Raw genomic sequence first — 19,092 nt, 5'->3', positions numbered from 1 at the left:
TGAGGGTCCGCCGCGCGGGCAAGCGGACGTCACGACGGCGGAGCACGGGCGGGTCGCCGCGTCCGTCGAGGAGACCAGGGAGAGTGGGCAGGGATGACGCGGGAAGCGATCGCGGCGTCGGGGGAATCGTCCGGGCCGGCCGACCGGGGCGACGCCCCGACACCGCCGCTGCGGCCGGGCGGTTACGACCCGGGCGACTACGCCGGCCTCGTCGTGCGCTGCGCCGAGGAGGCGGGAGTGCCGGCGCTGCTGCTGATGGGCGTGCTCCACAACGAGGCGTACAAGCCGCACCACCCGCTGCTGGAGCGGCTGTGGCACTGGTGGAAGCCCGAAGCCTCCTTCGGTGTCGCCAACATGCACCGGGCGACGTTCGAACAGGTCCGGCGGGCGCACGGCCTGACGGGCCGGTGGAAGGACCTGCGCGACGACCCCGCGTTCGCCGTGCGGGCGGCGGCGCTGCACCTGAAGGACCTCGACCGGCGGCTGCCGCGGCGGCATGTGCGCCGCTACCGCCGGGACGAACTCCTCGCCCTGGGTTACAACGCCGGTGAGCGCAACATGCTGGCCTTCGCCCGCGGCGTGCCCCCGGGCCCCATGGCCCGGTCCTACCTCCGCCGTCTGCGGGCCAACCGCCACCGGTCTGCCGAGGCCCTCGCCCAGTTCGCCGGCCGGGGTGCCGGGGCTTCCGGGGCCATGGCGGGGGCACCGATCAGGCAGAATCGGGCAAACGGGGTATAGGGAGTATTCCAGCCGGGAGCGCGGGTAACGGGATGTGAAAGTCACTCCGACAGGGAGGCGCATCCCATGACGCCGACTCAGGACGTCGTCGAGCTGATCCTCGAGGATCACCGGACGATGGAAGATCTGCTCCGCCTGATGCGCAGCACGGCGGCCGACCGCCAGGGCGCGCTCCACGATTTCGCGCACCTGATGATCGCGCACGGTGAGGCCGAGAGGGCCTCGGTCCACCCCGTCCTGCTGTCCTTCGAGGACGCCGACACCGTCGAACACGTCGAGGCCGCGCACCAGGAGGCCGTCAAGGTTCTCTTCGCGCTCCTCCAGGTACGCCGGATCGGCTCCGTCGAATGGGACTGGAGGCTCCAGCAGTTGGCCTCCGTCACCGCCCGCCACACGGACGCGGAGGAGCGCACCCTGGTCAACCGGGTGCGCCAGAGCCTCAGTCGGCAGTGCCGGGAGGAACTCGGCACCGGTTTCGCCAGGACGGAGGCCGAGTTGCTGACGGCGCGATGCGGCAGTGTCGCCAACGTCCACCGCTTGATCCACGACGCCGCACCCGCGTGATGTCCCGTCTGCTTCGTGAAGACACGGCGACCGGACCGCCCCGGCCGCCGCGGCGAAGAGAACCACGACAGCGGGAACCACGACAGGAGGCCGTCATGAACTGGACTCTGGACACCTTCCTCACCCAGGTCAACGAACGCGCCGGCTACGACAGACCCCAACAGGGGGCCAGGGCCGTGCGGAACGTCCTGGAGGTCCTCGGCGCCCACCTCGTGGGCGACGACCGCACGGACCTGGCCGCGCTCCTGCCCGGAGGCTGCGGAGCACTGCTGACCGCGAGCGAGCCGGCCAGCGAACCCCTGACACCCGCGTCGTTCGTCGAGGCCGTGGCCGACCGCAGCCACGAGGACCTCGCCGAGGCCAGACGCGAGATCGACGCCGTACTGCCCACGCTGGCCGAGGTGGCGGACCACGCACTGCTGCGCCGCCTCCTCACACAGCTGCCGCCGGGCCACGCGGGCCTGTTCGGCCGCACGGACCCCGGCTGACCGGCCTGGGCGGCCCGCTCGCCCGCACAGGCACCGCGTGCTCCGCGCCGGGCCGCCCGGTCAGTCGCCGACGGCCTGGACGATGTCCCGCGGATCCAGCCCGGTGAGCTGCGCGATGCGCGGCGCGGGGATACCGGCGGTGAGGGCGCGGTGGACCAGCGACTGCCAGTCCTGGGTGGTGTCCCGGAAAGTCAGCAGCTCGGACTCCAGGTCCGTCACGGACCGGGGCGCACAGGCGTGCTCGACCCGCAGTGTCTCCTCCTCGCTGAGGGGGACCGGCAGCCGCTCCGCCTCCTCCGGAACGAGCACCTCGGCTCCGGCGGGCAGGATCCTGACGTGCTCGGAGGAGGCGGGGATCCCGTGGGCGTGCAGCCAGCCCAGCACCGCGGGGCTGTCGGCACACTCCAACTCGCCGACCGCGGACAAGGCCGCACCCAGACGCGGATGACGCTCCGGGAGAACGAACAGCAGGGCCTCGTCGGCCATGGACGGCACCTCTCTCACACCAGCTGGGCAGGGACCCCATCCCTATCCCCTCCCCACTCGGTCTGCCCGCATCGCCATCACTCACTCACTCCGGAGACTGGCGGACCGCTCGCGTGTGCGCATCGCAGACCGCCACCTGGCCGCCGAGGCTCACCCAGGGTGGTCCGGTGCGGTGACGGCCGATACAGGTCAAAACGCGAGGACGACCTCTTTCAGACGGCGGACCGCCCCACCGCCGACGGCGGGCCGCTGCCTGCCGAGACGAGGACGACTCCCTCGCCCTGCACCGAAGTGGTTGAAGCGCGTTCTCCGCCGACGGTGACCGGAGCGTGCTCTTCCTCCAGGTCACAGCGCTTCGTCGAGGAAAGACGGTGCTGCCCGGAAGACATCCGGCGCGTTGCGTCGGGTGCCGTGTCATTGCGAGGCTCCCCGGCATGGAACCCAGGAGCGAAGGCACGCGAAAGTTGTCCCCGGGCGGGATTCTGACGGCTGTCTGTGCAGCTTCTCTGACCCTTCCCATCCTCCTCGCGGTGCCGGGCGCGGCCGCGCCCGGGAGGGCTGAGGCCGCCCCGTCCTGCGTAGCGATGTACCAGAGCTGGCGGTACACGCAAGCCGCCAACGACTGTGCCGGCTCGACGAGTGTGATGGTCGTCTACCAGGACGGCTCGGCAAGCCTGTGCTCCACGCTCGCGCCACTCACGGTCAGGACGGTCGGTGAGGGATACCTCGGCCCGCACGGTCGCGCCGACCACCTCGAGACGTGTGAGCCTTCGTGACGGTGTCCCGGTTTCCGGGACGGCCGGCCGACTACAGATCGAGGACCACCTCACTGATCGGAGCGCTGCAGCAGACGAGGACGGTGCCGGCCTCGGGGAGCTCCAGGGGCTGGGTGGTGTACGTGATGTCGCCGGCCATGAGGGGGGTGACGCACGTGTGGCAGACGCCGGTGCGGCAGGACCAGCGGGTGGGGATGTCGCAGGCCTCTGCGAGCCCGAGGAGCGAGGCGTGAACCGGTGACCACCGGGTGCTCATCGCGCTCCGCGCGAAGGTGACGAGCGGGCCCGTGCCGGCAGGGCCGGGCGGCTGGTGCGGCCGGACCGCGGCAGCGGCTGTCACGCCCGGATTGATGGCGGGCAGGGCGCCGAACCGCTCGGTGTGGATCCGCTCGGCTCGCAGGCCGTGATCGCGCAGGAAGCCGCTGAGGTCGTCCATGAAGGCGAGCGGTCCGCAGAGATAGGCGTCGGCGTCGGCGGGGATGCCCATGGCCCCCAGTGACCGTGCGGTGGGACGGCCCCGGGTGAATCCGGGTTCGTCGGGACGCGAGGCCGTGGCCGCGGTGTAGTGGATGTGCTCGCGCGCGTAGGGGAGCTGTGCCAGGAGCGTGCGGGTCTCCTCCGCGAAAGCGTGGTGGGCGCGGTCGCGGGCGGTGTGGATCCACCAGACGGGACGGGGATCCCGTGCGTCGGCGAGTTGGTGCAGCATGGCCAGCAGAGGGGTCGCGCCGATGCCCGCGGAGGCGAGGACGATCGGCCGCGTGCTCCGGGCGAGCACGAACGACCCGCGCGGGCTCGCGACGTCCACAAGGTCCCCCGGCCGGAGCACGGCATGGATGTAGCCGCTGAGCCTCCCGTGCGGCTCGTGCTTGACGCTGATGCGGTAGAAGCGGGCCGTGGGCGCGGAGGAGAGCGAGTAACTGCGCACCACCGGTCCGGCATCGCCGATCGGGACCCGGACGGAGAGATACTGGCCCGCGCGGGCCCCGGGCAGGGGAGTGCCGTCAGCACTGTCCAGGTAGACCGAGGAGATGGCGGGGGTCTCGGGCACGATACGGGCCACGCGCATGCGCTTGAAGCCGGGCCACCCCGAGGCCTCCGCGGGGCGCCGCGCACCGGCGTGCTCGCCCGGCGGTCCCGTTTGCCGCCCGGGTGGCGGAGCGTCGGCGAGTTCGCGGAAGGACCGCTGCCATCCGGGACTCAGCGCGGGGATGTTCAGTGCCCTGCGCAGCTTCGCGGGATCGCGGTCGGGGAGGTAGAGCAGCGCGTCGGTGTCGGCGACACTGAGTTCCTCCGGGCCCTTGCGGACGAGCAGGATGTCGTCGCCGGCCTGGACGTGCCCCTCGGTGATGACCCGCAGGTAGAAGCCGGGACGGTGGTGCGCGACCAGGAGGGCGGCCATGGCGGGTTCACCCAGGCGCATGCCGACTCGATAGCAGGTGACACGAGGCTGGGTGACTTCGAACTCGGCTTCGCCGATGCGATACCGGTCGCCGATGCACACCTCGTGGTCGGGCAGACCGTCGACGGTGAAGTTCTCCCCGAACATGCCGAAGACCAGGTCGTCACGGCCGAGCTCGTCCCGCCAGTACTGGTAGGACTGCAGCTGGTAGACGAGTACGGCGCGCATCTCGCCACCGTGACCCGCCAGGTCCCCCTGGCCGTCCCCCTCGATGTTCAGCCGACGAACCATTCGAGGTCCCCGCACGGCGGATTTCCATGCCCCGGTGTGAACGGTTCTGCCCTGCCAGGAGACGTCTTCGGGCTTGCCTGTGTTGACGGACAGCAGCGTCGCCATGGCGGACCTCCTGCGGAGCGGCAGGCCAGGGGCAGTCGCTGACGGCGCTGGGGGCGCGCCGCGACCGATACTAGTTCCGGCTCGCGCGTCCCGCCATCGACGCATGCGCGGCACGAGGCCTGCGCCCGGCATGACTCCGCCGACGTGCTGAACCACCGCTGACACCTCGGCCGTGCGACCGGCTCTCGGGGCGGGTCAGGCGCAGCCGTGCCGCCAGTTCCAGCCGACGAAGGTGTGCCGCAGCACCACGTCGAATCGGCAGGTGACGGTGCCGTCGGCATGGAGGCCCACGTAGGAGTGGTGGCTGTTGGCGTACCAGTTCCCGGTCGCGTCGAAGATGCCCCGGTAGGTGAAGTCCGCGTGCGCCTCGGAGCGGGAGTCCGCGCAGTCGGCGGTGCAGTCGGTGCCGTGCGCGGCCGATGCCGCGGACCAACCGGCGTTCCAGGGCTCCCGGTTGTGCTGCTCGGTGGCATCGGTGGCGGCGCTGACGACCCGGCTGCCGCCGGTGGTCCAGTCGGACGTCGTGTACAGACCGGTCATCCGGATGTTGCAGCAGTCGTACATCTCGTTCCAGCTCGACACGTGATGGGAGCCGTCCGTCGTGCTGGTCGCGGTGGGCCGTCGTCCCTCCGGGATGCCGCTCCTGGCCCGGTCGACCGGCACCAGCCGCACCGCGCCGAGCCGCGGGGCGCAGTCCGCTCCGACCGAGACGTCCTGCTGGACCGCCATGCCCGCGGGGGGCTCCGGCAGTGAACTCGTCAGCCGCAGCGGTCCGCACGGACGGGCCGCGGGCCTCGCGTCCTTCTCGACGGCCAGGGCGGTGGGGCCGTTCGCGACGAGCCCAGCGGCGGCGAGCATCACGAAGAGGGCGTACCGAGTGCGCAAATCCCGTTCCTTCCGGTGGAGTCGCCCTTCCGGGCGCTCTCGGACGGGAAACCTAACGTTCAGGGCCCGCGGCTTTGGGGCCGTCACAGGAAACTTGGCAGAAAGATGTGGACGCGCCGGACGGCCGTCCCGGGTGATTCCGGCCTCCGCCCTGTGAGCGACGCGCTGCCGCAATGGCCGAATCGGATCCCGTCGTGATCGGCCACGCCCGGTCGACGCCGGTCCGCCGGCGGTGCCCCGCCCGCGGCCCGTCAGCGGATTCGAGGCCTTTCGGGAGCCTCGATGCCCAGGACGCGATCGCGCAGGACGGGGAGTTCGGAGCGGATCCCGGCGACCCGGGTCATGTCGAAGTCCACCGTCAGTGTCTCCTCCTCGGTGCCTGCCGCACCGAGGACGGTTCCCCACGGGTCGACGGCCACGCTGTGTCCGGCCTGCCGCATACCGGCGTGCGTGCCCGCCGCGCAGCAGGCCAGGAGGAACACCTGCTCCTCCAGGGCCCGGGTGCGCGTGAGGAGTTGCCAGTGGCCGAGGCGGGCCGCGGGCCATGCCGCGGGGACCACGATCAGCTCCGCGCCCGCATCGAGCAGGCCCCGGAAGAGCTCGGGAAAGCGGAGGTCGTAGCAGATGGCGAGGCCGACCACACCGAAGTCGGTCGGCACGGTGACGATGTCCGCACCGCCGCCCATCAGGGTCGCCTCGCCGGTGTCGAAGCCGTAGCGATGGATCTTGCGGTAGCGGCCGCGCAGTTCGCCGTCCCGGTCGAAGAGGAGAGCGGTGTTGTACAGCGTCCCGTCCCCGTTCCGCTCCACGATCGAGCCGGCGTGGAGCCACACCCGGGCCCGGCGGGCGGCGGCGGACATGGCCCGCGCCGTCGGGCCGTCGACCCCTTCGGCGTCGTGCTCCCAGCCGTCGTACGACCAGGCGCCGGCCGCCCACAGCTCCGGCAGCACCACCAGATCGTCACCCTTGCGGCCGCCGGCCAGGGAAGCCGCTCTGTGGCGGCGCTCGTCGGCGGAGTCCGACGAGTCCACGGACAGCTGTATCAGCGAAGCGCGCATGGCTGTCACCTCCGGGACCGTTCCCGCGTGGTCCGAGTGAACCCGTCTAGTCAGTGTTCACCGTTCGGTCCGCTTCGTCCTGGGCGAGCAGCGACAGCAGCGAGGCCACGGTCAGCCCGATCCCGGCCTCCGCCGGGTGCCGCAGGACCCTGGTCGGGTCGATCCGGTAGGCGTTGCTGCGTCCCTGCCGGGTGTGGGAGAGGTATCCGTCCTGCTCCAGGTCGGTGATGATCTTCTGCACCGCGCGCTCGGTGAGCCGGCAGTGGGCGGCGATATCGCGGATGCGGGCGTTGTGGTTGTCCGCGATGGCAGCCAGTACGCGGGCATGGTTCGTCAGGAACGTCCATCCGCTGTGTGGCTCGGGCACTCCATCCATGTTTCAAGTTTACGGTGCGATGCTTCAGGCATCCAAAAACACGTACTTTTTTTCAGGCATCGATTGGCGTACTTTGGATCTCGAGCAAGGCGTCGAGCGGATGACGGAGGGAGCCATGTACGAGCCGGCCCATCACGGAAAGCCCCTCATGACGCGGGGCCGCCCCGCAGCGGGCGCGGACGACGCCCGTGGTTCGGTGCCGCCCGGCCTGGTGGTCGCCACCTACGCGTCGAGCGGATGCCGCACTCGTGTGACGGTCCGCGGGGAGCTCGACCTCAACGCCGGCCGGTATCTGCACCGCCAGTTGCACACCGCGCTCGCCGACTCGGCCTGCGGCCTCGACCTGGACCTGAGCAGGCTCGGCTTCTGCGACTGTGCCGGCCTCAGCGTCCTGCTGGAGCTGCGGCAGCATGCCCTCCGCCAGGGCAAGACGATCACGATCCGTGCCGTCGGCCCGGCCGTCGAGCGGCTGCTCGACCTCGTCGGGGCCCGGGAGCTGTTCACCGCCCCGCACTCGTGCCACCCGGGGCAGTCTCGGCCGGCCGCGGAAGAGCGCCACCCGGCCGCCGGTCACTGCTCGCCGGGCTCACATACCACCGTGAGCAGCCGCTCCCGGCCGGCCAGGGCGTCCAGGGAGAGCGTCCGGTAGCCGACCTCGTCGAAGAGCACGGTGATGCGGTCCCCGTCCTCACTCAGCACGGTGCCGCGGCCCCACCGGGCGTGCCGCACCGGGGCCCCGGCCGGATACGCGCCGACGTGCGACGGCCGCTCGGCACGCGCCCCGTCATCGCCACGGGACTCCCGCTCGTCGCACACGTCGCAGTTGCCGCACGCCGACTCGTACTGCTCGCCGAAGTAGCCGAGGAGGAAGCGCCGCCGGCAGCCGGTCGCCTCGGCGTACGCCCGGGCCATGTCCACCCTCGACCGGTCCATCCGCTTGTGGGCCTCCGCGCTGTCCGCGGCCCGGCGCACCGCACTCGAAGGCTTCATGCCGGAGGCCGGCCGGACGGCGCCCGAGACGTCCGTGACCACGGCACCGGCTTCCTCCAGCAGGTTCACGGCCGTGGTGACCCGGGCGCGGGACATGCCGACGTCGCGGCGCAGTTCATCGAGGCCCGGGGGGTCACCGGAGCTGTCGTGGACCGCCCGCGCGACCGCGCCCACGGATTCCGGCCTGACCGTGCGGCTGCTGAAGTACGCCTGCATCCCCGTGTCCTCGGCCCGGTAGTGCAGTACGGCGAGGGCGGGCCGCCCGTCGCGGCCGCAGCGCCCGATCTCCTGGTAGTAGGCGTCCAGGGAGCCGGGGAGGGAGGCGTGCAGCACGAACCGGACGTTCTCCTTGTCGATCCCCATGCCGAAGGCCGAGGTGGCCACCACGACGTCCGAGTCGCCCGCCAGGAACGCCTCGTGCACGCGTCGGCGTTCGGCGGCGCGCAGGCCCGCGTGGTACGCCTCGGCGGCGAACCCGAGCGAGGCCAGCTCCGCGGCGTACGACTCGCTGTCCTTCCGTGTCGCCGCGTAGACGATGCCCGGCTTCGGAGCGGCGGCCGCCTCCTCGACGACCACGCGCCGGCGCTCGGCGTCGTCCAGATGGCGGCGGGCCTCGAGTCTGATGTTGGGGCGGTCGAATCCGGTGACGAGCTGCCGCGGCCGGTCCATGTCCAGCCGTTCGACGATGTCCTGCCGTACCGGAGGGGCGGCGGTCGCGGTGAGCGCGAGCACGGGCGGCCGGCCCAGACGCCGTGCCGCCTGGCCGAGGCGCAGGTAGTCGGGCCGGAAGTCATGCCCCCAGGACGACACGCACTGGGCCTCGTCCACCACGAAGAGGCTGGGGCGCACCTCGGCCAGCCGCCGCACGACCTGGTCGTTGGCAAGTTGCTCGGGGGACAGGTAGACGTACCGCGCGGCGCCGTCCCGGACCGCTTCCCAGGCGGCGTCGGCCTCGCCCGCGCTGAGGTCGGAGTTCACGGCCACGGCGCCCGGACCGCTCTCGCCACCGGGCAGCCCGGCGATCTGGTCCCGCTGCAGCGCGAGCAGGGGCGACACGACCACCACCGGCCGGGGCAGCAGCAGAGCGGGAACCTGGTACACGGCGGACTTGCCGGATCCGGTCGGCATGACGACGAGGGCGTCCCGCCCCTCCAGCACCCACCGCATGGCGGTGAGCTGCTCCGGACGCAGCTCGTCCCAGCCGAACACCTCGGCCGCCGTCTCCCGCAGCCGCCGGGTCGGCCGTCCGCCCCTGCGTCGTCCTTCATCGCTCATGGCGCGGAGCCCATCCCATCCGGCGATCCTCGGTGCGCCGCTCGACGCGGCGCTGCTCCGGGTCACCTGGTGCGGTCCCCGCAAACGCGGGGCCGGCGACTGGGCGAGGCCATGACATCGGCGTCCGGGCGCACCAGCTGCCCGCTGCCCGGTCGTCCTGCGCGCCGGAATGACCGGTGACCCGGCCGCGCGCGGCCCTACGGCTGGCCGGGTGGGCGGTCGGCGGACCGGTAGGCGTCCCAGTCGGCGCGGCCACCGGCGCCCAGGACGCCGAGATCGGCCGCCAGCTCGGAGGGGGAGTGGCGCCGCAGCTCGCGTCGGGTGATCCGGGCGACGACCGCCGGGAAGAGCGGCCGCAGCGGCTGGCACCAGCGCAGCCAGGGCGGGGCGTAGACGGAGTGGGCACGACGGGCGATGCCGGAGGCGAGCCGGTCGGCGACCTGGTCGGGAGTGTGGACGCGGCGCGCGAAGCGGGGCTGGTTGCGGCGCAGGGCACTCAGGACGGGGTGCTCGTCGATACCGGCGACCATGTCGGTGCCGGTCCAGTGCAGGTAGGCGACACCCACGCCGATGTGGTCGGGTCCGACCTCGCCGCGCAGCGCCAGGGCGAACGATTCCGCACCGGCCTTGGAGGCGCAGTAGGCGCTCATCATGGGAGCGGAGCCGAAGGCGGCCGTGGAGGCGATCTGGAGGAAGTAGCCCTGGGTGCGCGCCAATTGAGCGAGGAAGGCTCTGGCGGTGTTGGCGGCGCCGACGAGATTGACGTCGACGACCCGCTGCCACAGCTCCGCCGGAGTGTCGGCGAACGGGCCACCGGCCGCGATACCGGCGTTTGCCACGACCACGCTCGCCGGGCCCAGCTCCCGCTCCACCCGGCCGGCGGCGCTCTCGAGCGCGGCACGGTCGGTGACATCGGCCTCGACGCAGATGGTCCGGTTCGGCAAGGGGCCGGCCGCCCGGTGAAGGGTCTCCGCCTCGCGCCCGAGCAGGGCCACGCTCATCCCGGCGTCGGAAAGGCGCCGTGCCAGGGCCTCACCCACTCCCCGCGCGGCCCCGGTCACGACCGCGACCCGCCCGCGCAGCGGTGCGTCGGCGCCAGGGCGGCGCCCGGCCGCGACGAAGATCTCACGCACTGCCGGCCCTCGTTCCCATAGGCGGAGACGGACGGCGCCGTCCCGGCTCCCTTACCCGGTCGAGACGGCCGGGTCCGCGCCGCTTCGTCCGTCCGGGGGAAGCGGCGGCGTGCGTTCCGGCGTCCGTGGTCAAGGCCGCACCAGGCGGCGCAGGGCCAGTCGAGCAAGTGGGGCATAGCCCAGCACGACCAGCCACGGGCCGTGCATCGTCAGGCTCGTCGTGCTGCCGTCCGCGTGCCCCCGCACGTCGTGACGCAGGCGGAGGCCGGCCGCCCCGAGCCGGACCCGCCAAGTCCAGATGTGGTGGTCGTCGTCGACGGAATCGACGACGAACGCGACACGGAGGCCCACCACCGACTCCACCGTCCCGCTCATCCCGGCGGTCAGCCTCCGACCGGCGGTGTGCACAGCCCTGATCTGCGGGGACCACGACGCCCACTGGTCGACGCACGCGTAGCGCCGCCAGACCGCCTCGGGGCGGGCCGGACCCGTGGCCCGCAGGGTCAGCCGCCCCATGACGGATCCGCGGGGCACCGTGCCGGGGTGACCACGCGTGCGGTGCTCGTCCTCATCCGGTCCGATCCTGCAAGTACTCGGTGAGCGCCTTGCCGGGCCGGAACGAGGCCGCGCCGTCGGCGACGTGAAAGCTGCCGAAGCTGCCCAGGGTGACCGTCTCATGGGCCTTGAGCGCCTCGGCGATCGTCCCCGCGTGCTCCACCGTGCCGAAGAGAGTGTCGAAAATCCGTCCGATGTCGTCCGCGGCGAGATCACCGCCGCCCGCGCGTTCGGCCTGGCGGCGGGCGGTCAGTTCGGTGAGCTTCGACTTGTCCATGCGCACATTCCTCATCGTGTCCCGGTGATGGTGCTCAGCGCTTCCACCATCGCGGGGCGCCGGCCCGACCGCATCTCCCGGCGGGCGCACGGGTGCGCCGGGACGGGGCACGTCCCGGCGCGAAGTGCCGTGCACGCCTGGCGCGCCGCCCGAACGAGTGCCGATTCCGTGTAGACGAGGGTCCGTGAGCACGGCGACGCCTACCATCCCTCAGAAGTGTCGGTTGCAAAGGGGGACTCATGCTTTTGACAAAGCTGGCGGCCGCGGGAGCGGGCGCGGTGCTCGCGGTCAGCCTGAGCGGCGCACCGGCGAACGCCACGCCGGTGCTGTCCAACTTCGTGAACCAGGCCACGGACCATCCGTGCCTGGACTTCCGGGCCGACTACGGCCCGTACGTCTTCAACTGCAACGGCACCTCTTACCAGAGGTGGTACTGGAACGACGACTACGAGTACACGGCGCTGCGCCAGCAGGCGACCAGGCTGTGCCTCACGTTGCGCAACGACCAGCTGACCATGAAGCCCTGCGCCGCCGCCGACGACGCGGCACTCTGGCAGATCGACGAGACCAAGCCCGCGCTGATCAGGAACATGGTCAGCCGCAAGTGCCTCGCGCGCATGGCGAACGACCGCGTCTCGACCGCGACCTGCACCGGAGGCCCCTCGCAACGCTGGTCGCTCAGGTTCTCCTGATCCGTCCGGCACCTTCCGACGCCTCTCCGGAGCGGGCCCACGCACGGGCCCGTCGCGACCGGACGAGGCCTTCTCAGAACTCGGGAAGGCGGGGCCGGCACAACTCACCGGCCCCGCCTCCTCGATGCGGTTCATCCCGGCCAGGCACCGGTCAGCCGGCGAGTGGCGACGGCTCCCGCACGGTCCACGGCAGCCTTTACGCCCGCGAAGATCGCACCCTGCAGCGTCGCGGCGAGCAGGACCTCGCTCCAGCCGCGGTCCTCGTCCGTGGCGTCAGGGGCGTCCTCGTCATGACCGAGCACTTTCCACGCCTGTTTGAACAGGCCACCGGCCAGCATGCCGCTGACGGCGCCCAGCGTGAGACCGACTGGCTTGTAGGCGATCTTGGATGCCTTCACCGCGTCACCCCTTCCGACGGCACATCAGCCACACCACGGCAACCGCTCCCGCGGCGGCGAGCACCAGACCGCGGTTGTCCCGCGCCATCCGCGCGCCCTGGGCCGTCCTGGCCCGCACCGGCTCGGGCACCTTCTCGTCCCAGACCTGGCCGGCCTGGGCGGCCTTCACCCGTGCCTGCCCGGCCACCTGCGCGGCCTGTTCCCTGACCGGGTCGGGCAGCTTGTCCTGCACCCGTGACACCGCCTGGGCGGCCGCGGTCCTGGCCTGCTCGGCCCTGAGCACCGCCTGCTCCTTCAACTCGCCCGCCTTGACGGCTGCTTGCTCCTTGACCTCCGCGGCCTTCTCCTTGGTACGGGCCTTCACGTCCGTCTTGGCCGCGAGCGCCTCCACCGTGTCTCCGAGTTCCTGGCGCGTGTGCTCCACCTGCTCGCGCAGCTCCTCGGGGGTCTCGGCGGTCGGCTCGTCGTGAGGCGGCTGGGTCATCGGTGCGCACTCTCCTTGATCTCGGCCACGTCGGCCTTCACGTTCTCGATCGTCGCCTCGGGCGCGGGCGGCGCGGCCTCGGCGAACTCCTTCTTCCCGGTCAGCGCCATCACCGCCACGACCACCGCGAGGACCGCGGTCACGATGAGGCCCGCTGCCCACACCGGCAGCGCCACCGCCAGCCCGGCGATCGCGGTGGCCACCATGGCCTGAAGCATCAGGAACCCGACCAGGCCGGCGCCGCCGAACAGCCCGCCGCCCTTGCCGTACTTCCTGCCCTTCTCCTTCATCTCCGCCTGGGCCAACCGCAGTTCGCCGCGCACCAGTTCAGTCAACTGCTGCGAGGCGCGCTGCACGAGCTCACCCACGGGCTCGGACCCCGCCGTCTCATGGCCCGGGCCCTGACGCGGCTGCGTACTGGACGACAAGGCGATCACCTCCTCCGTACTGGTTCCGTCCTCCGGAAAGCGCACCGCGGCGCCCCCGGTGAGCGCGCGGGTACCCCGAACGGGCCAGTTCAGGGCACCTGTTTCGCTCCATTGCCGCGCACGCGGGGCGGCAGGCACGACACGGTCCGCCGGCGGCTCCCGGCAGGAGGCGGCTACGGCAGCAGCCACCGCGCCGCCGACCGGGGGCCGCGACGGACGAACCAGGCGGCGGCCAGGCCGATCGCGGCGCCGGCCGCGACGTCGCTGGGATAGTGGGCCCCGCTCTGCACGCGCTCGAACGCCACCAGCGCGGCGGGAACCGCACACAGGAAGCCCGCCGGCGGGCATGTCGGAAGGACGGCGGCCGTGAACGCCGCGGCGGCCGCGGTGTGTCCGGAGGGGAACGAGGAGGACTCGGGCCGGTCCTCCACCTCGTCGTGCGGAATCCATTCCTTCGGTGGCCGGGGCCGGTCCGACAGCTGTTTGCACAACCCGTTGGAGACCAACTGAGCCACGATCAGCGCCGCCAGACCGGCCCCGGCGGCGCGGCGCCCGCGCCGGCCCCCGGTGGCGGCCATGACCACCGCCGCGCCGCACCACAGCTTGGTGCTCTCCGCGCACTCCTCCACCGCCGACAGCGTCCGGTGCACACCCGGTGTGGCGCACGCGGCGATTCTCTGGGTCAGCCGCCGATCAGTCCTACGCAACCTCGCCAACAGCATCATGAACAGCAGGTATCCCCGGTAGCGGCGCTCCATGCCGGGGCGTTCGCGGGGGTGGTGGCCGGCCTGTGACGGCTGATGTGACGGTGAGACGGATCCGACACAGGGGTATCCGGCGTCACTCTTGTCGACGCGGGTATACGCGCGAGGGACAAACGGGGTGCAGAAGGTGGCCGCGATGGAATCATTGCCTGTGGGCGAGGACGGCATCACGCCGGGCGAGTGGGCCGTACAGACCACGGTCGCCCTGGACGGTGACGGCACGGACATCGCTCAGGCCCGCCATCTGGCCGTCGACTTCCTCACCCGTGTCCAGACCGAGCACGGGATCCCGGTCTCCCAGCGCGCCATGGACCTGGCCCAGTTGGTGGTCAGCGAGCTGGTCACCAACGCCCGGAAGTACGCCCCCGGTCCGGTACTGCTCGACCTGCGCATCACCGGCGACACGGTCGAGGTCATGGTGTGGGACTCCGACCCGGAGCTGCCCATGGCCAGGGCCGCGGACGCCGGCCGGGTGGGCCAGCACGGACTGGAGATCGTGATGGCCGTCGCCCAGGGCTTCGAGGCGCAGCGGGAGCCGGTCGGCAAACGCGTCACGGCCCGCATCGCTCTGCTCGACGACCCCGGCGGTGCCGTCTCCGGACGCCCGCCCCAGTAGAACGACTGGGGCGGGACGTGAGCACGGCCCTGACCCGGCTCCGGCGAACCGTGTGCGCCGCGTGTGCCGGCCGGGAGTACGGCGCGCGGCGCCCGGCGCCCGGCGACCAGTGCCGGTCGCCGTCACAGCCAGCCGTTGCGGCGGAAGACCCGGTACAGCAGTCCCGCCCCGACCACCATCACGCCGAGCGCGCACGGGTAGCCGTAGCGCCAGTCGAGTTCGGGCATGTGGGCGAAGTTCATGCCGTAGATGCCGGCGACCATGGTGGGGACGGCGAAGATGGCCGCCCACGCGCTGATGCGGCGCATGTCGTCGTTCTGCCAGGTGCCGACCTTCGCCAGATGGGCGTCCAGGACGGAGCCGAGCAGGTCGTCCAGGGCACGGACCTCGGCGTCGGTGCGGGCGAGGTGATCGGTGACGTCGCGGAAGTACGGCACGACCTGCCTCGGCCAGCCGTCCCGCGGCGTGGTGAAGGGCTCCATGACCGGCACCAGCGGCTGGACGGCGTCGCGGAACTCCACCACCTCACGCTTGAGCGAGTAGATCTGTTCGGTCAGGTCGTCGCGGGCAGGCGAGAACACGCACCGCTCCAGTTCCGTCAGGTCCGTGCGTACTTGGACGGCGGCCTGGGCGTAGGCGTCGACGATCACATCGGTGACCGAGTGCAGGACACCGACGGGTCCGAGCCGGGCCATTTCAGGCTGCTCCGTGAGCCGCCGCGCGGCCTCCACCGTGGGATCGTCCGTACCGTGCCGCACGGTCAGCGCGAAGGACGGACCAAGGAAGATCATCACCTCGCCGGTCTCCACGTCCGCGGTGCGCTCGACGAACCACAACGTCTTCACCGCGACCGCCAGCACGTCGCCGTACCGCTCCTGCTTGGGCCGCTGCCGGGCCTGCACCGCGTCCTCGATGGCAAGAGGGTGCAGCGGCAGATACTCGCTCAGCCTCCGCAACTCCTCCTCACTGGGCTCGTCCATACGAACCCAGGCGAACTCATCCGGCTTCAGCACGGCCAGCCGGTCCAGGGCGGCCTCGCATCCGCCGTCCGCCTGTCCGCAGTCGATGGGCTCGCCCTCACCGGTCTTCTCCTGGTAGATCACGCACTCCATGCTCTTGCGAGTGCTTCCGCCACCCCATTTCATGCGCCCGGACCCCGAATCGGCGGCACTACCGTCGGCGAGTGCGGCATCAACGACCCCCAGGACGTGGGTCTGTCCCACGCCGTCCGCTGGAACCGACAATGGATGTGGCGCACGGACTCGCTGGTGTTGAATATGGCTCCATGAGCGGGAGTGGGCGTACGGCGAGCCGGACGGCGGTGCTGGTCTGCCAGGGGCGCGCGGCCGCGCACGGGAGGGCCGCCACGGACCGCTTCGCGGATCCGGTGGCGGTGGGGCTGCTGCGCGTCGCGGAACGCGAGGCGGTGGACGAGGTGCGCGCGAAGACTCCACCGGAGGGCCGGCAGGAGCGCCTCGCCTACGAGACTGTGCGGGCGTGCGCCGAGGTGGTCGTGCCGCGGACGGTCGCGATCGACGAGGCACTGCGCGCCCGCATGACCGGCCAGCTCGTGATCCTCGGCGCCGGCCTGGACACGCGTGCGTGGCGTCTGCCCGGACTCCCGGGGACGGATGTGTGGGAGGTCGATCATCCGGCCTCCCAGCAGGACAAGTGCGCCCGCCTCGCCGAGGCCGCGCCGGCGCGGCGAGGGCCGGACGAGGACGGTCCCGTCGCTGCCGGGCCGGCGGCCGTCGCCCGTTCCGTGCGGTTCACGCCGGTCGATCTCGCCGTCGACGATCTCGGCGCGGCGCTGGACGCCGCGGGGCACGACCCGTCCGCGCCGACGACATGGCTGTGGGAGGGCGTCGTCCCGTACCTCACCCGCGACGAGGTGCGCGCCACGGTCGCCGCGCTCGCCGCGCGGACGGTTCCGGGCAGCGCACTCGTCGTGAACTATCAGGCGCCGTCGGCGAGGGCGGCCGCGGGGCGGCTGCTGGCACGCGTGCTCGGCGGTTCCGTCACCTCGGGCGAACCGTGGCGCTCGCTGTGGAGGCCCCGGCGGATGGCCGCGCTGCTCGCGGAGTACGGCCTGCGAGTGGTGTCGGACGACGACCTCCTCGCCCTCGCACATACCCTCGGCAGCCCGGCGCGGAGGTGGACATCCCTGCGCTCAGGGCGCGTCGCCGTGGCGGAGAGCCCCTGACGGCACAGCCGTGACCGGCTCGCACGCGTGAGCGCGGCTGGGTCACCCGTCGAGCCCGTCGAGCAGAAGCCGGAGGCCGCCGAGGAACTCCCGGTCGGCATCCATGTGCTGGGCCGTGCGGGCGGTTTCGGCCATGTGGGGGAAGTCGGTGGGCGGGAGCCGGGTGATGGCTGTGGTTCCCGGCCCGGCCAGCGGCCCCAGATGCTCGAGCTGGATGGCTCCGATGAGGTAACCGAGCAGGGCGCGCAGGGCGATGACGCGCCGCTCGCCGCTGATTCCGGCCGTGGTGAGGATGGCGAGCACGGATTCCGACCAGCGCAGGCCGGCGGGGGAGCGGTGCCGGTGGACCACGGTGAGGGGGATGACCTCCGGATGGGCGCCCATGGTGTCGCGCAGGCGCCGTGCCATGACCTCGACGTCGTCACGCCATGACGCGCCGGAGTCCGGCAGGCCGGTGTCCACATCGCTCAGCACCCGTTCGACGACCAGCCGTTCGAGATCCTCGCGGTCCTGTACGTACCGGTAGAGCCCCATGGTGCTCATGCCCAGTTCCTGGGCGACGGCGCGCATCGACAGCGCGGTGAGACCGTCGCGGTCGATGACGGCGAGGGCGGCCGAGGCGAGCTGACGGGTGGTGAGTGAGCGCGGACGTGGCATGGCGGTTGACAGCGTACGGCATACGCCTACGCTTATGAGCGTACGCCGTACGCCTACGGAGAGAGGCACGCGCATGCCCCGCAGCCCGGGAAAGCCCGAAGTCGCCGTCGAGCGACGCGATCTCATCGCCGTCTCGGGGGACCGGGTAGCCGTCCCCGACCCCGACCGGCTGATCCACCTGCAGTTCCGGCGCTTCGCCGGGTGCCCCGTCTGCAACCTGCACCTGCGGACGGTGGTGCTGCGGCACCGGGAGATCGTGGCCGCCGGCGTGCGGGAAGTCGTGGTGTTCCACTCGCCGGCCGACGAACTGGCGCCGCACGTAGTGGATCTGCCGTTCGCGGTGGTCGCCGACCCGGACAGGCGGCTCTACGCGGAGTTCGGTGTGGAACGGGCGCCGCGTGCGCTGCTCGACCCCCGTGTCTGGGGGCCGATCCTGTGGGCGGTCGTCAGCGGGGCCTGGAACGTCGTGCGCGGGCGGGAGCGTCTGCCCTCCGCCGCCCCGCACGGCGGCCGGCTCGGACTCCCCGGCGACTTCCTCATCGCGCCTGGCGGTCGCGTGCTCGCCGCCAAGTACGGTGAGCACGCCTACGACCAGTGGTCGGTGGACGAGCTGCTGGAGCTGGTGGCCCGTGCGGATGCGCCGAAGGTCACCGAGCGGCGGACGCCGGAGGCGGGCGTCTGATCAACGCGGGGCTTGTCGCGCCCCGTCGTCACCAGGGCGTCACCCGCGCCCGCTCGGACCCGGCCGGTCCGTCCGGCCGGTGCAACGCGAACCAGACGCTCTTGCCGGTGGCCGTCCGTACGCTGCCCCAGGCATGCGCGAGCAGGTCCAGCAGCTCGGTGCCACGGCCGCCCTCCGCGTCCGGACCGGCGACGTTGCGCACGGGGCCGGCGGACTCGGTGTCCTCGACCTCGCACAGCAGATGGGAGTCGCTCAGGCGCAGGTTGAGCCTCAGCGGGCCGCGGGTGTGCCGCAGCGCGTTGGTGACGAGTTCGCTGACCAGGAGTTCGGCGGTGTCGCCGAGCTCGGCCACGGCCCAGTCGAACAGCTGCGCGGTGACCAGCTGCCGGGCCCGGCGCACGGAGAGCGGTTCCTGCTTCAGGGGCCAGGACGCGTCCCAGGCGGAGGCGCGTGCGCGGGGTGCGTCCAGCGGGCGCAACGGTGCCAGCGTGCGGGACCACAGGGCCCACTGCCTCCTGACCGACGCCTCCTTCGGGCTGCTGCTCGCCCCGCTCGCGGACGGCCACTGGGACCGTGCCGACAAGGCCTTCCACGCGCTCCTCGACACCCTGGAACCCGGGTGGCACGTCGGAGGCGGCGACGGGCAGCCCGTCGGTGATGCCGTGGCGGACTAGGCGCAATGCCGGTGACTTAGATGTCCTGCGTTCGTTGGTTGTGGTGTGGCGAGGGTGGGGCAGGTCAAGTCGCCTGCGGGTGAGCGTTTGTCGGACCG

General features: G+C 72.1%; 25 protein-coding genes. 9 read left to right on the top strand and 16 right to left on the bottom strand.

Annotated features, from left to right (window positions below; all coding sequences use genetic code 11):
- Window positions 1-93 precede the first annotated feature (93 nt).
- The 3 genes from ABZ478_RS36405 (at window position 94) to ABZ478_RS36395 (ending at window position 1,790) form a co-directional block, all read left to right on the top strand.
- Window positions 94-738 (top strand): lytic transglycosylase domain-containing protein, encoded by a 645-nt coding sequence (locus ABZ478_RS36405; RefSeq protein WP_359556609.1) that lies wholly within the window; start codon window positions 94-96, stop codon window positions 736-738.
- A 66-nt stretch (window positions 739-804) separates the two neighbouring features.
- Complete coding sequence (locus ABZ478_RS36400; RefSeq protein WP_359556607.1) at window positions 805-1,302, top strand: hemerythrin domain-containing protein; 498 nt, start codon at window positions 805-807, stop codon at window positions 1,300-1,302.
- A 95-nt stretch (window positions 1,303-1,397) separates the two neighbouring features.
- Window positions 1,398-1,790 carry a DUF2267 domain-containing protein gene (locus ABZ478_RS36395; protein ID WP_359556605.1) on the top strand — a complete coding sequence of 131 codons (393 nt, stop codon included), beginning with the start codon at window positions 1,398-1,400 and terminating at the stop codon, window positions 1,788-1,790.
- A gap of 60 nt (window positions 1,791-1,850) precedes the next feature.
- On the opposite strand, the gene ABZ478_RS36390 is transcribed toward ABZ478_RS36395, so the two are convergent.
- Window positions 1,851-2,276 (bottom strand): DUF6003 family protein, encoded by a 426-nt coding sequence (locus ABZ478_RS36390; protein WP_359556604.1) that lies wholly within the window; start codon window positions 2,274-2,276, stop codon window positions 1,851-1,853.
- 434 nt (window positions 2,277-2,710) lie between these two features.
- Between ABZ478_RS36390 and ABZ478_RS36385 the strand changes: the two genes are divergently transcribed.
- Window positions 2,711-3,052, top strand: a complete 342-nt coding sequence (locus ABZ478_RS36385; protein WP_359556601.1) for an alpha-amylase — start codon at window positions 2,711-2,713, stop codon at window positions 3,050-3,052.
- 31 nt (window positions 3,053-3,083) lie between these two features.
- On the opposite strand, the gene ABZ478_RS36380 is transcribed toward ABZ478_RS36385, so the two are convergent.
- The 4 genes from ABZ478_RS36380 to ABZ478_RS36365 form a co-directional block, all read right to left on the bottom strand.
- Window positions 3,084-4,742, bottom strand: a complete 1,659-nt coding sequence (locus ABZ478_RS36380) for an MOSC and FAD-binding oxidoreductase domain-containing protein (protein ID WP_359556600.1) — start codon at window positions 4,740-4,742, stop codon at window positions 3,084-3,086.
- Between the two features lie 300 nt (window positions 4,743-5,042).
- On the bottom strand, window positions 5,043-5,732 hold the full coding sequence (locus ABZ478_RS36375) for a hypothetical protein (protein WP_359556597.1): 690 nt from the start codon (window positions 5,730-5,732) through the stop codon (window positions 5,043-5,045).
- A gap of 251 nt (window positions 5,733-5,983) precedes the next feature.
- The gene (locus ABZ478_RS36370) at window positions 5,984-6,790 is read right to left on the bottom strand and encodes a nitrilase-related carbon-nitrogen hydrolase (protein ID WP_359556595.1); all 807 of its coding nucleotides are present in this window, start codon (window positions 6,788-6,790) and stop codon (window positions 5,984-5,986) included.
- Between the two features lie 46 nt (window positions 6,791-6,836).
- Window positions 6,837-7,166, bottom strand: coding sequence for a helix-turn-helix domain-containing protein (locus ABZ478_RS36365; protein ID WP_359556594.1), 330 nt, complete (start codon window positions 7,164-7,166; stop codon window positions 6,837-6,839).
- Window positions 7,167-7,314: 148 nt separating this feature from the next.
- Here ABZ478_RS36365 and ABZ478_RS36360 point away from each other — a divergent pair, with 148 nt between their 5' ends.
- Window positions 7,315-7,815: an STAS domain-containing protein gene (locus ABZ478_RS36360; protein WP_359556592.1), complete on the top strand. Its 501-nt coding sequence runs from the start codon at window positions 7,315-7,317 to the stop codon at window positions 7,813-7,815.
- Here the strand turns inward: ABZ478_RS36360 and ABZ478_RS36355 are convergent.
- The 4 genes from ABZ478_RS36355 to ABZ478_RS36340 all read right to left on the bottom strand — a co-directional run bounded on the left by ABZ478_RS36355 (window position 7,737) and on the right by ABZ478_RS36340 (window position 11,396).
- Window positions 7,737-9,431, bottom strand: coding sequence for an ATP-dependent DNA helicase RecQ (locus tag ABZ478_RS36355; protein ID WP_359556589.1), 1,695 nt, complete (start codon window positions 9,429-9,431; stop codon window positions 7,737-7,739). The genes ABZ478_RS36360 and ABZ478_RS36355 overlap by 79 nt on opposite strands.
- Window positions 9,432-9,628: 197 nt before the next feature.
- Window positions 9,629-10,555: an SDR family oxidoreductase gene (locus ABZ478_RS36350; protein WP_359556661.1), complete on the bottom strand. Its 927-nt coding sequence runs from the start codon at window positions 10,553-10,555 to the stop codon at window positions 9,629-9,631.
- Between the two features lie 138 nt (window positions 10,556-10,693).
- Window positions 10,694-11,098, bottom strand: coding sequence for an SRPBCC family protein (locus tag ABZ478_RS36345; protein WP_359556587.1), 405 nt, complete (start codon window positions 11,096-11,098; stop codon window positions 10,694-10,696).
- 34 nt (window positions 11,099-11,132) lie between these two features.
- Window positions 11,133-11,396, bottom strand: a complete 264-nt coding sequence (locus ABZ478_RS36340; protein ID WP_359556659.1) for a hypothetical protein — start codon at window positions 11,394-11,396, stop codon at window positions 11,133-11,135.
- 239 nt (window positions 11,397-11,635) lie between these two features.
- Here ABZ478_RS36340 and ABZ478_RS36335 point away from each other — a divergent pair, with 239 nt between their 5' ends.
- On the top strand, window positions 11,636-12,088 hold the full coding sequence (locus ABZ478_RS36335) for an RICIN domain-containing protein (protein WP_359556584.1): 453 nt from the start codon (window positions 11,636-11,638) through the stop codon (window positions 12,086-12,088).
- Between the two features lie 131 nt (window positions 12,089-12,219).
- Here the strand turns inward: ABZ478_RS36335 and ABZ478_RS36330 are convergent, their stop codons facing one another.
- The 4 genes from ABZ478_RS36330 to ABZ478_RS36315 all read right to left on the bottom strand — a co-directional run bounded on the left by ABZ478_RS36330 (window position 12,220) and on the right by ABZ478_RS36315 (window position 14,123).
- On the bottom strand, window positions 12,220-12,486 hold the full coding sequence (locus ABZ478_RS36330) for a DUF4235 domain-containing protein (protein ID WP_359556582.1): 267 nt from the start codon (window positions 12,484-12,486) through the stop codon (window positions 12,220-12,222).
- A gap of 4 nt (window positions 12,487-12,490) precedes the next feature.
- Entirely contained in the window at window positions 12,491-12,970 is a 480-nt protein-coding gene (locus tag ABZ478_RS36325; RefSeq protein WP_359556579.1) for a DUF3618 domain-containing protein, read from the bottom strand.
- Complete coding sequence (locus ABZ478_RS36320; protein WP_359556577.1) at window positions 12,967-13,338, bottom strand: phage holin family protein; 372 nt, start codon at window positions 13,336-13,338, stop codon at window positions 12,967-12,969. The genes ABZ478_RS36325 and ABZ478_RS36320 overlap by 4 nt, the downstream gene beginning before the upstream one ends.
- A 233-nt stretch (window positions 13,339-13,571) precedes the next feature.
- Window positions 13,572-14,123, bottom strand: coding sequence for a phosphatase PAP2 family protein (locus tag ABZ478_RS36315; RefSeq protein ID WP_359556657.1), 552 nt, complete (start codon window positions 14,121-14,123; stop codon window positions 13,572-13,574).
- A 175-nt stretch (window positions 14,124-14,298) separates the two neighbouring features.
- Between ABZ478_RS36315 and ABZ478_RS36310 the strand changes: the two genes are divergently transcribed.
- Entirely contained in the window at window positions 14,299-14,778 is a 480-nt protein-coding gene (locus tag ABZ478_RS36310; RefSeq protein ID WP_359556575.1) for an ATP-binding protein, read from the top strand.
- 122 nt (window positions 14,779-14,900) lie between these two features.
- On the opposite strand, the gene ABZ478_RS36305 is transcribed toward ABZ478_RS36310, so the two are convergent.
- On the bottom strand, window positions 14,901-15,890 hold the full coding sequence (locus ABZ478_RS36305) for a magnesium and cobalt transport protein CorA (protein WP_359556573.1): 990 nt from the start codon (window positions 15,888-15,890) through the stop codon (window positions 14,901-14,903).
- Between the two features lie 173 nt (window positions 15,891-16,063).
- On the opposite strand from ABZ478_RS36305, the gene ABZ478_RS36300 reads away from it, so the two are divergent.
- Window positions 16,064-16,981 carry a class I SAM-dependent methyltransferase gene (locus tag ABZ478_RS36300; protein ID WP_359556570.1) on the top strand — a complete coding sequence of 306 codons (918 nt, stop codon included), beginning with the start codon at window positions 16,064-16,066 and terminating at the stop codon, window positions 16,979-16,981.
- Window positions 16,982-17,023: 42 nt separating this feature from the next.
- Here ABZ478_RS36300 and ABZ478_RS36295 read toward each other — a convergent pair whose 3' ends face one another.
- Complete coding sequence (locus ABZ478_RS36295) at window positions 17,024-17,638, bottom strand: TetR/AcrR family transcriptional regulator (protein WP_359556567.1); 615 nt, start codon at window positions 17,636-17,638, stop codon at window positions 17,024-17,026.
- A 73-nt stretch (window positions 17,639-17,711) separates the two neighbouring features.
- Between ABZ478_RS36295 and ABZ478_RS36290 the strand changes: the two genes are divergently transcribed.
- The gene (locus ABZ478_RS36290; protein WP_359556564.1) at window positions 17,712-18,320 is read left to right on the top strand and encodes a peroxiredoxin-like family protein; all 609 of its coding nucleotides are present in this window, start codon (window positions 17,712-17,714) and stop codon (window positions 18,318-18,320) included.
- Window positions 18,321-18,348: 28 nt separating this feature from the next.
- On the opposite strand, the gene ABZ478_RS36285 is transcribed toward ABZ478_RS36290, so the two are convergent.
- On the bottom strand, window positions 18,349-18,903 hold the full coding sequence (locus tag ABZ478_RS36285; RefSeq protein WP_359556561.1) for an ATP-binding protein: 555 nt from the start codon (window positions 18,901-18,903) through the stop codon (window positions 18,349-18,351).
- Window positions 18,904-19,092: the final 189 nt, after the last annotated feature.

Origin of the sequence: Streptomyces sp. NPDC005706 (assembly GCF_040631045.1) — a bacterium.
Taxonomy (GTDB): domain Bacteria; phylum Actinomycetota; class Actinomycetes; order Streptomycetales; family Streptomycetaceae; genus Streptomyces.
The sequence above is the reverse complement of the archived record's forward strand: the minus strand, read 5'-3'. Positions and strand labels throughout refer to the sequence as shown.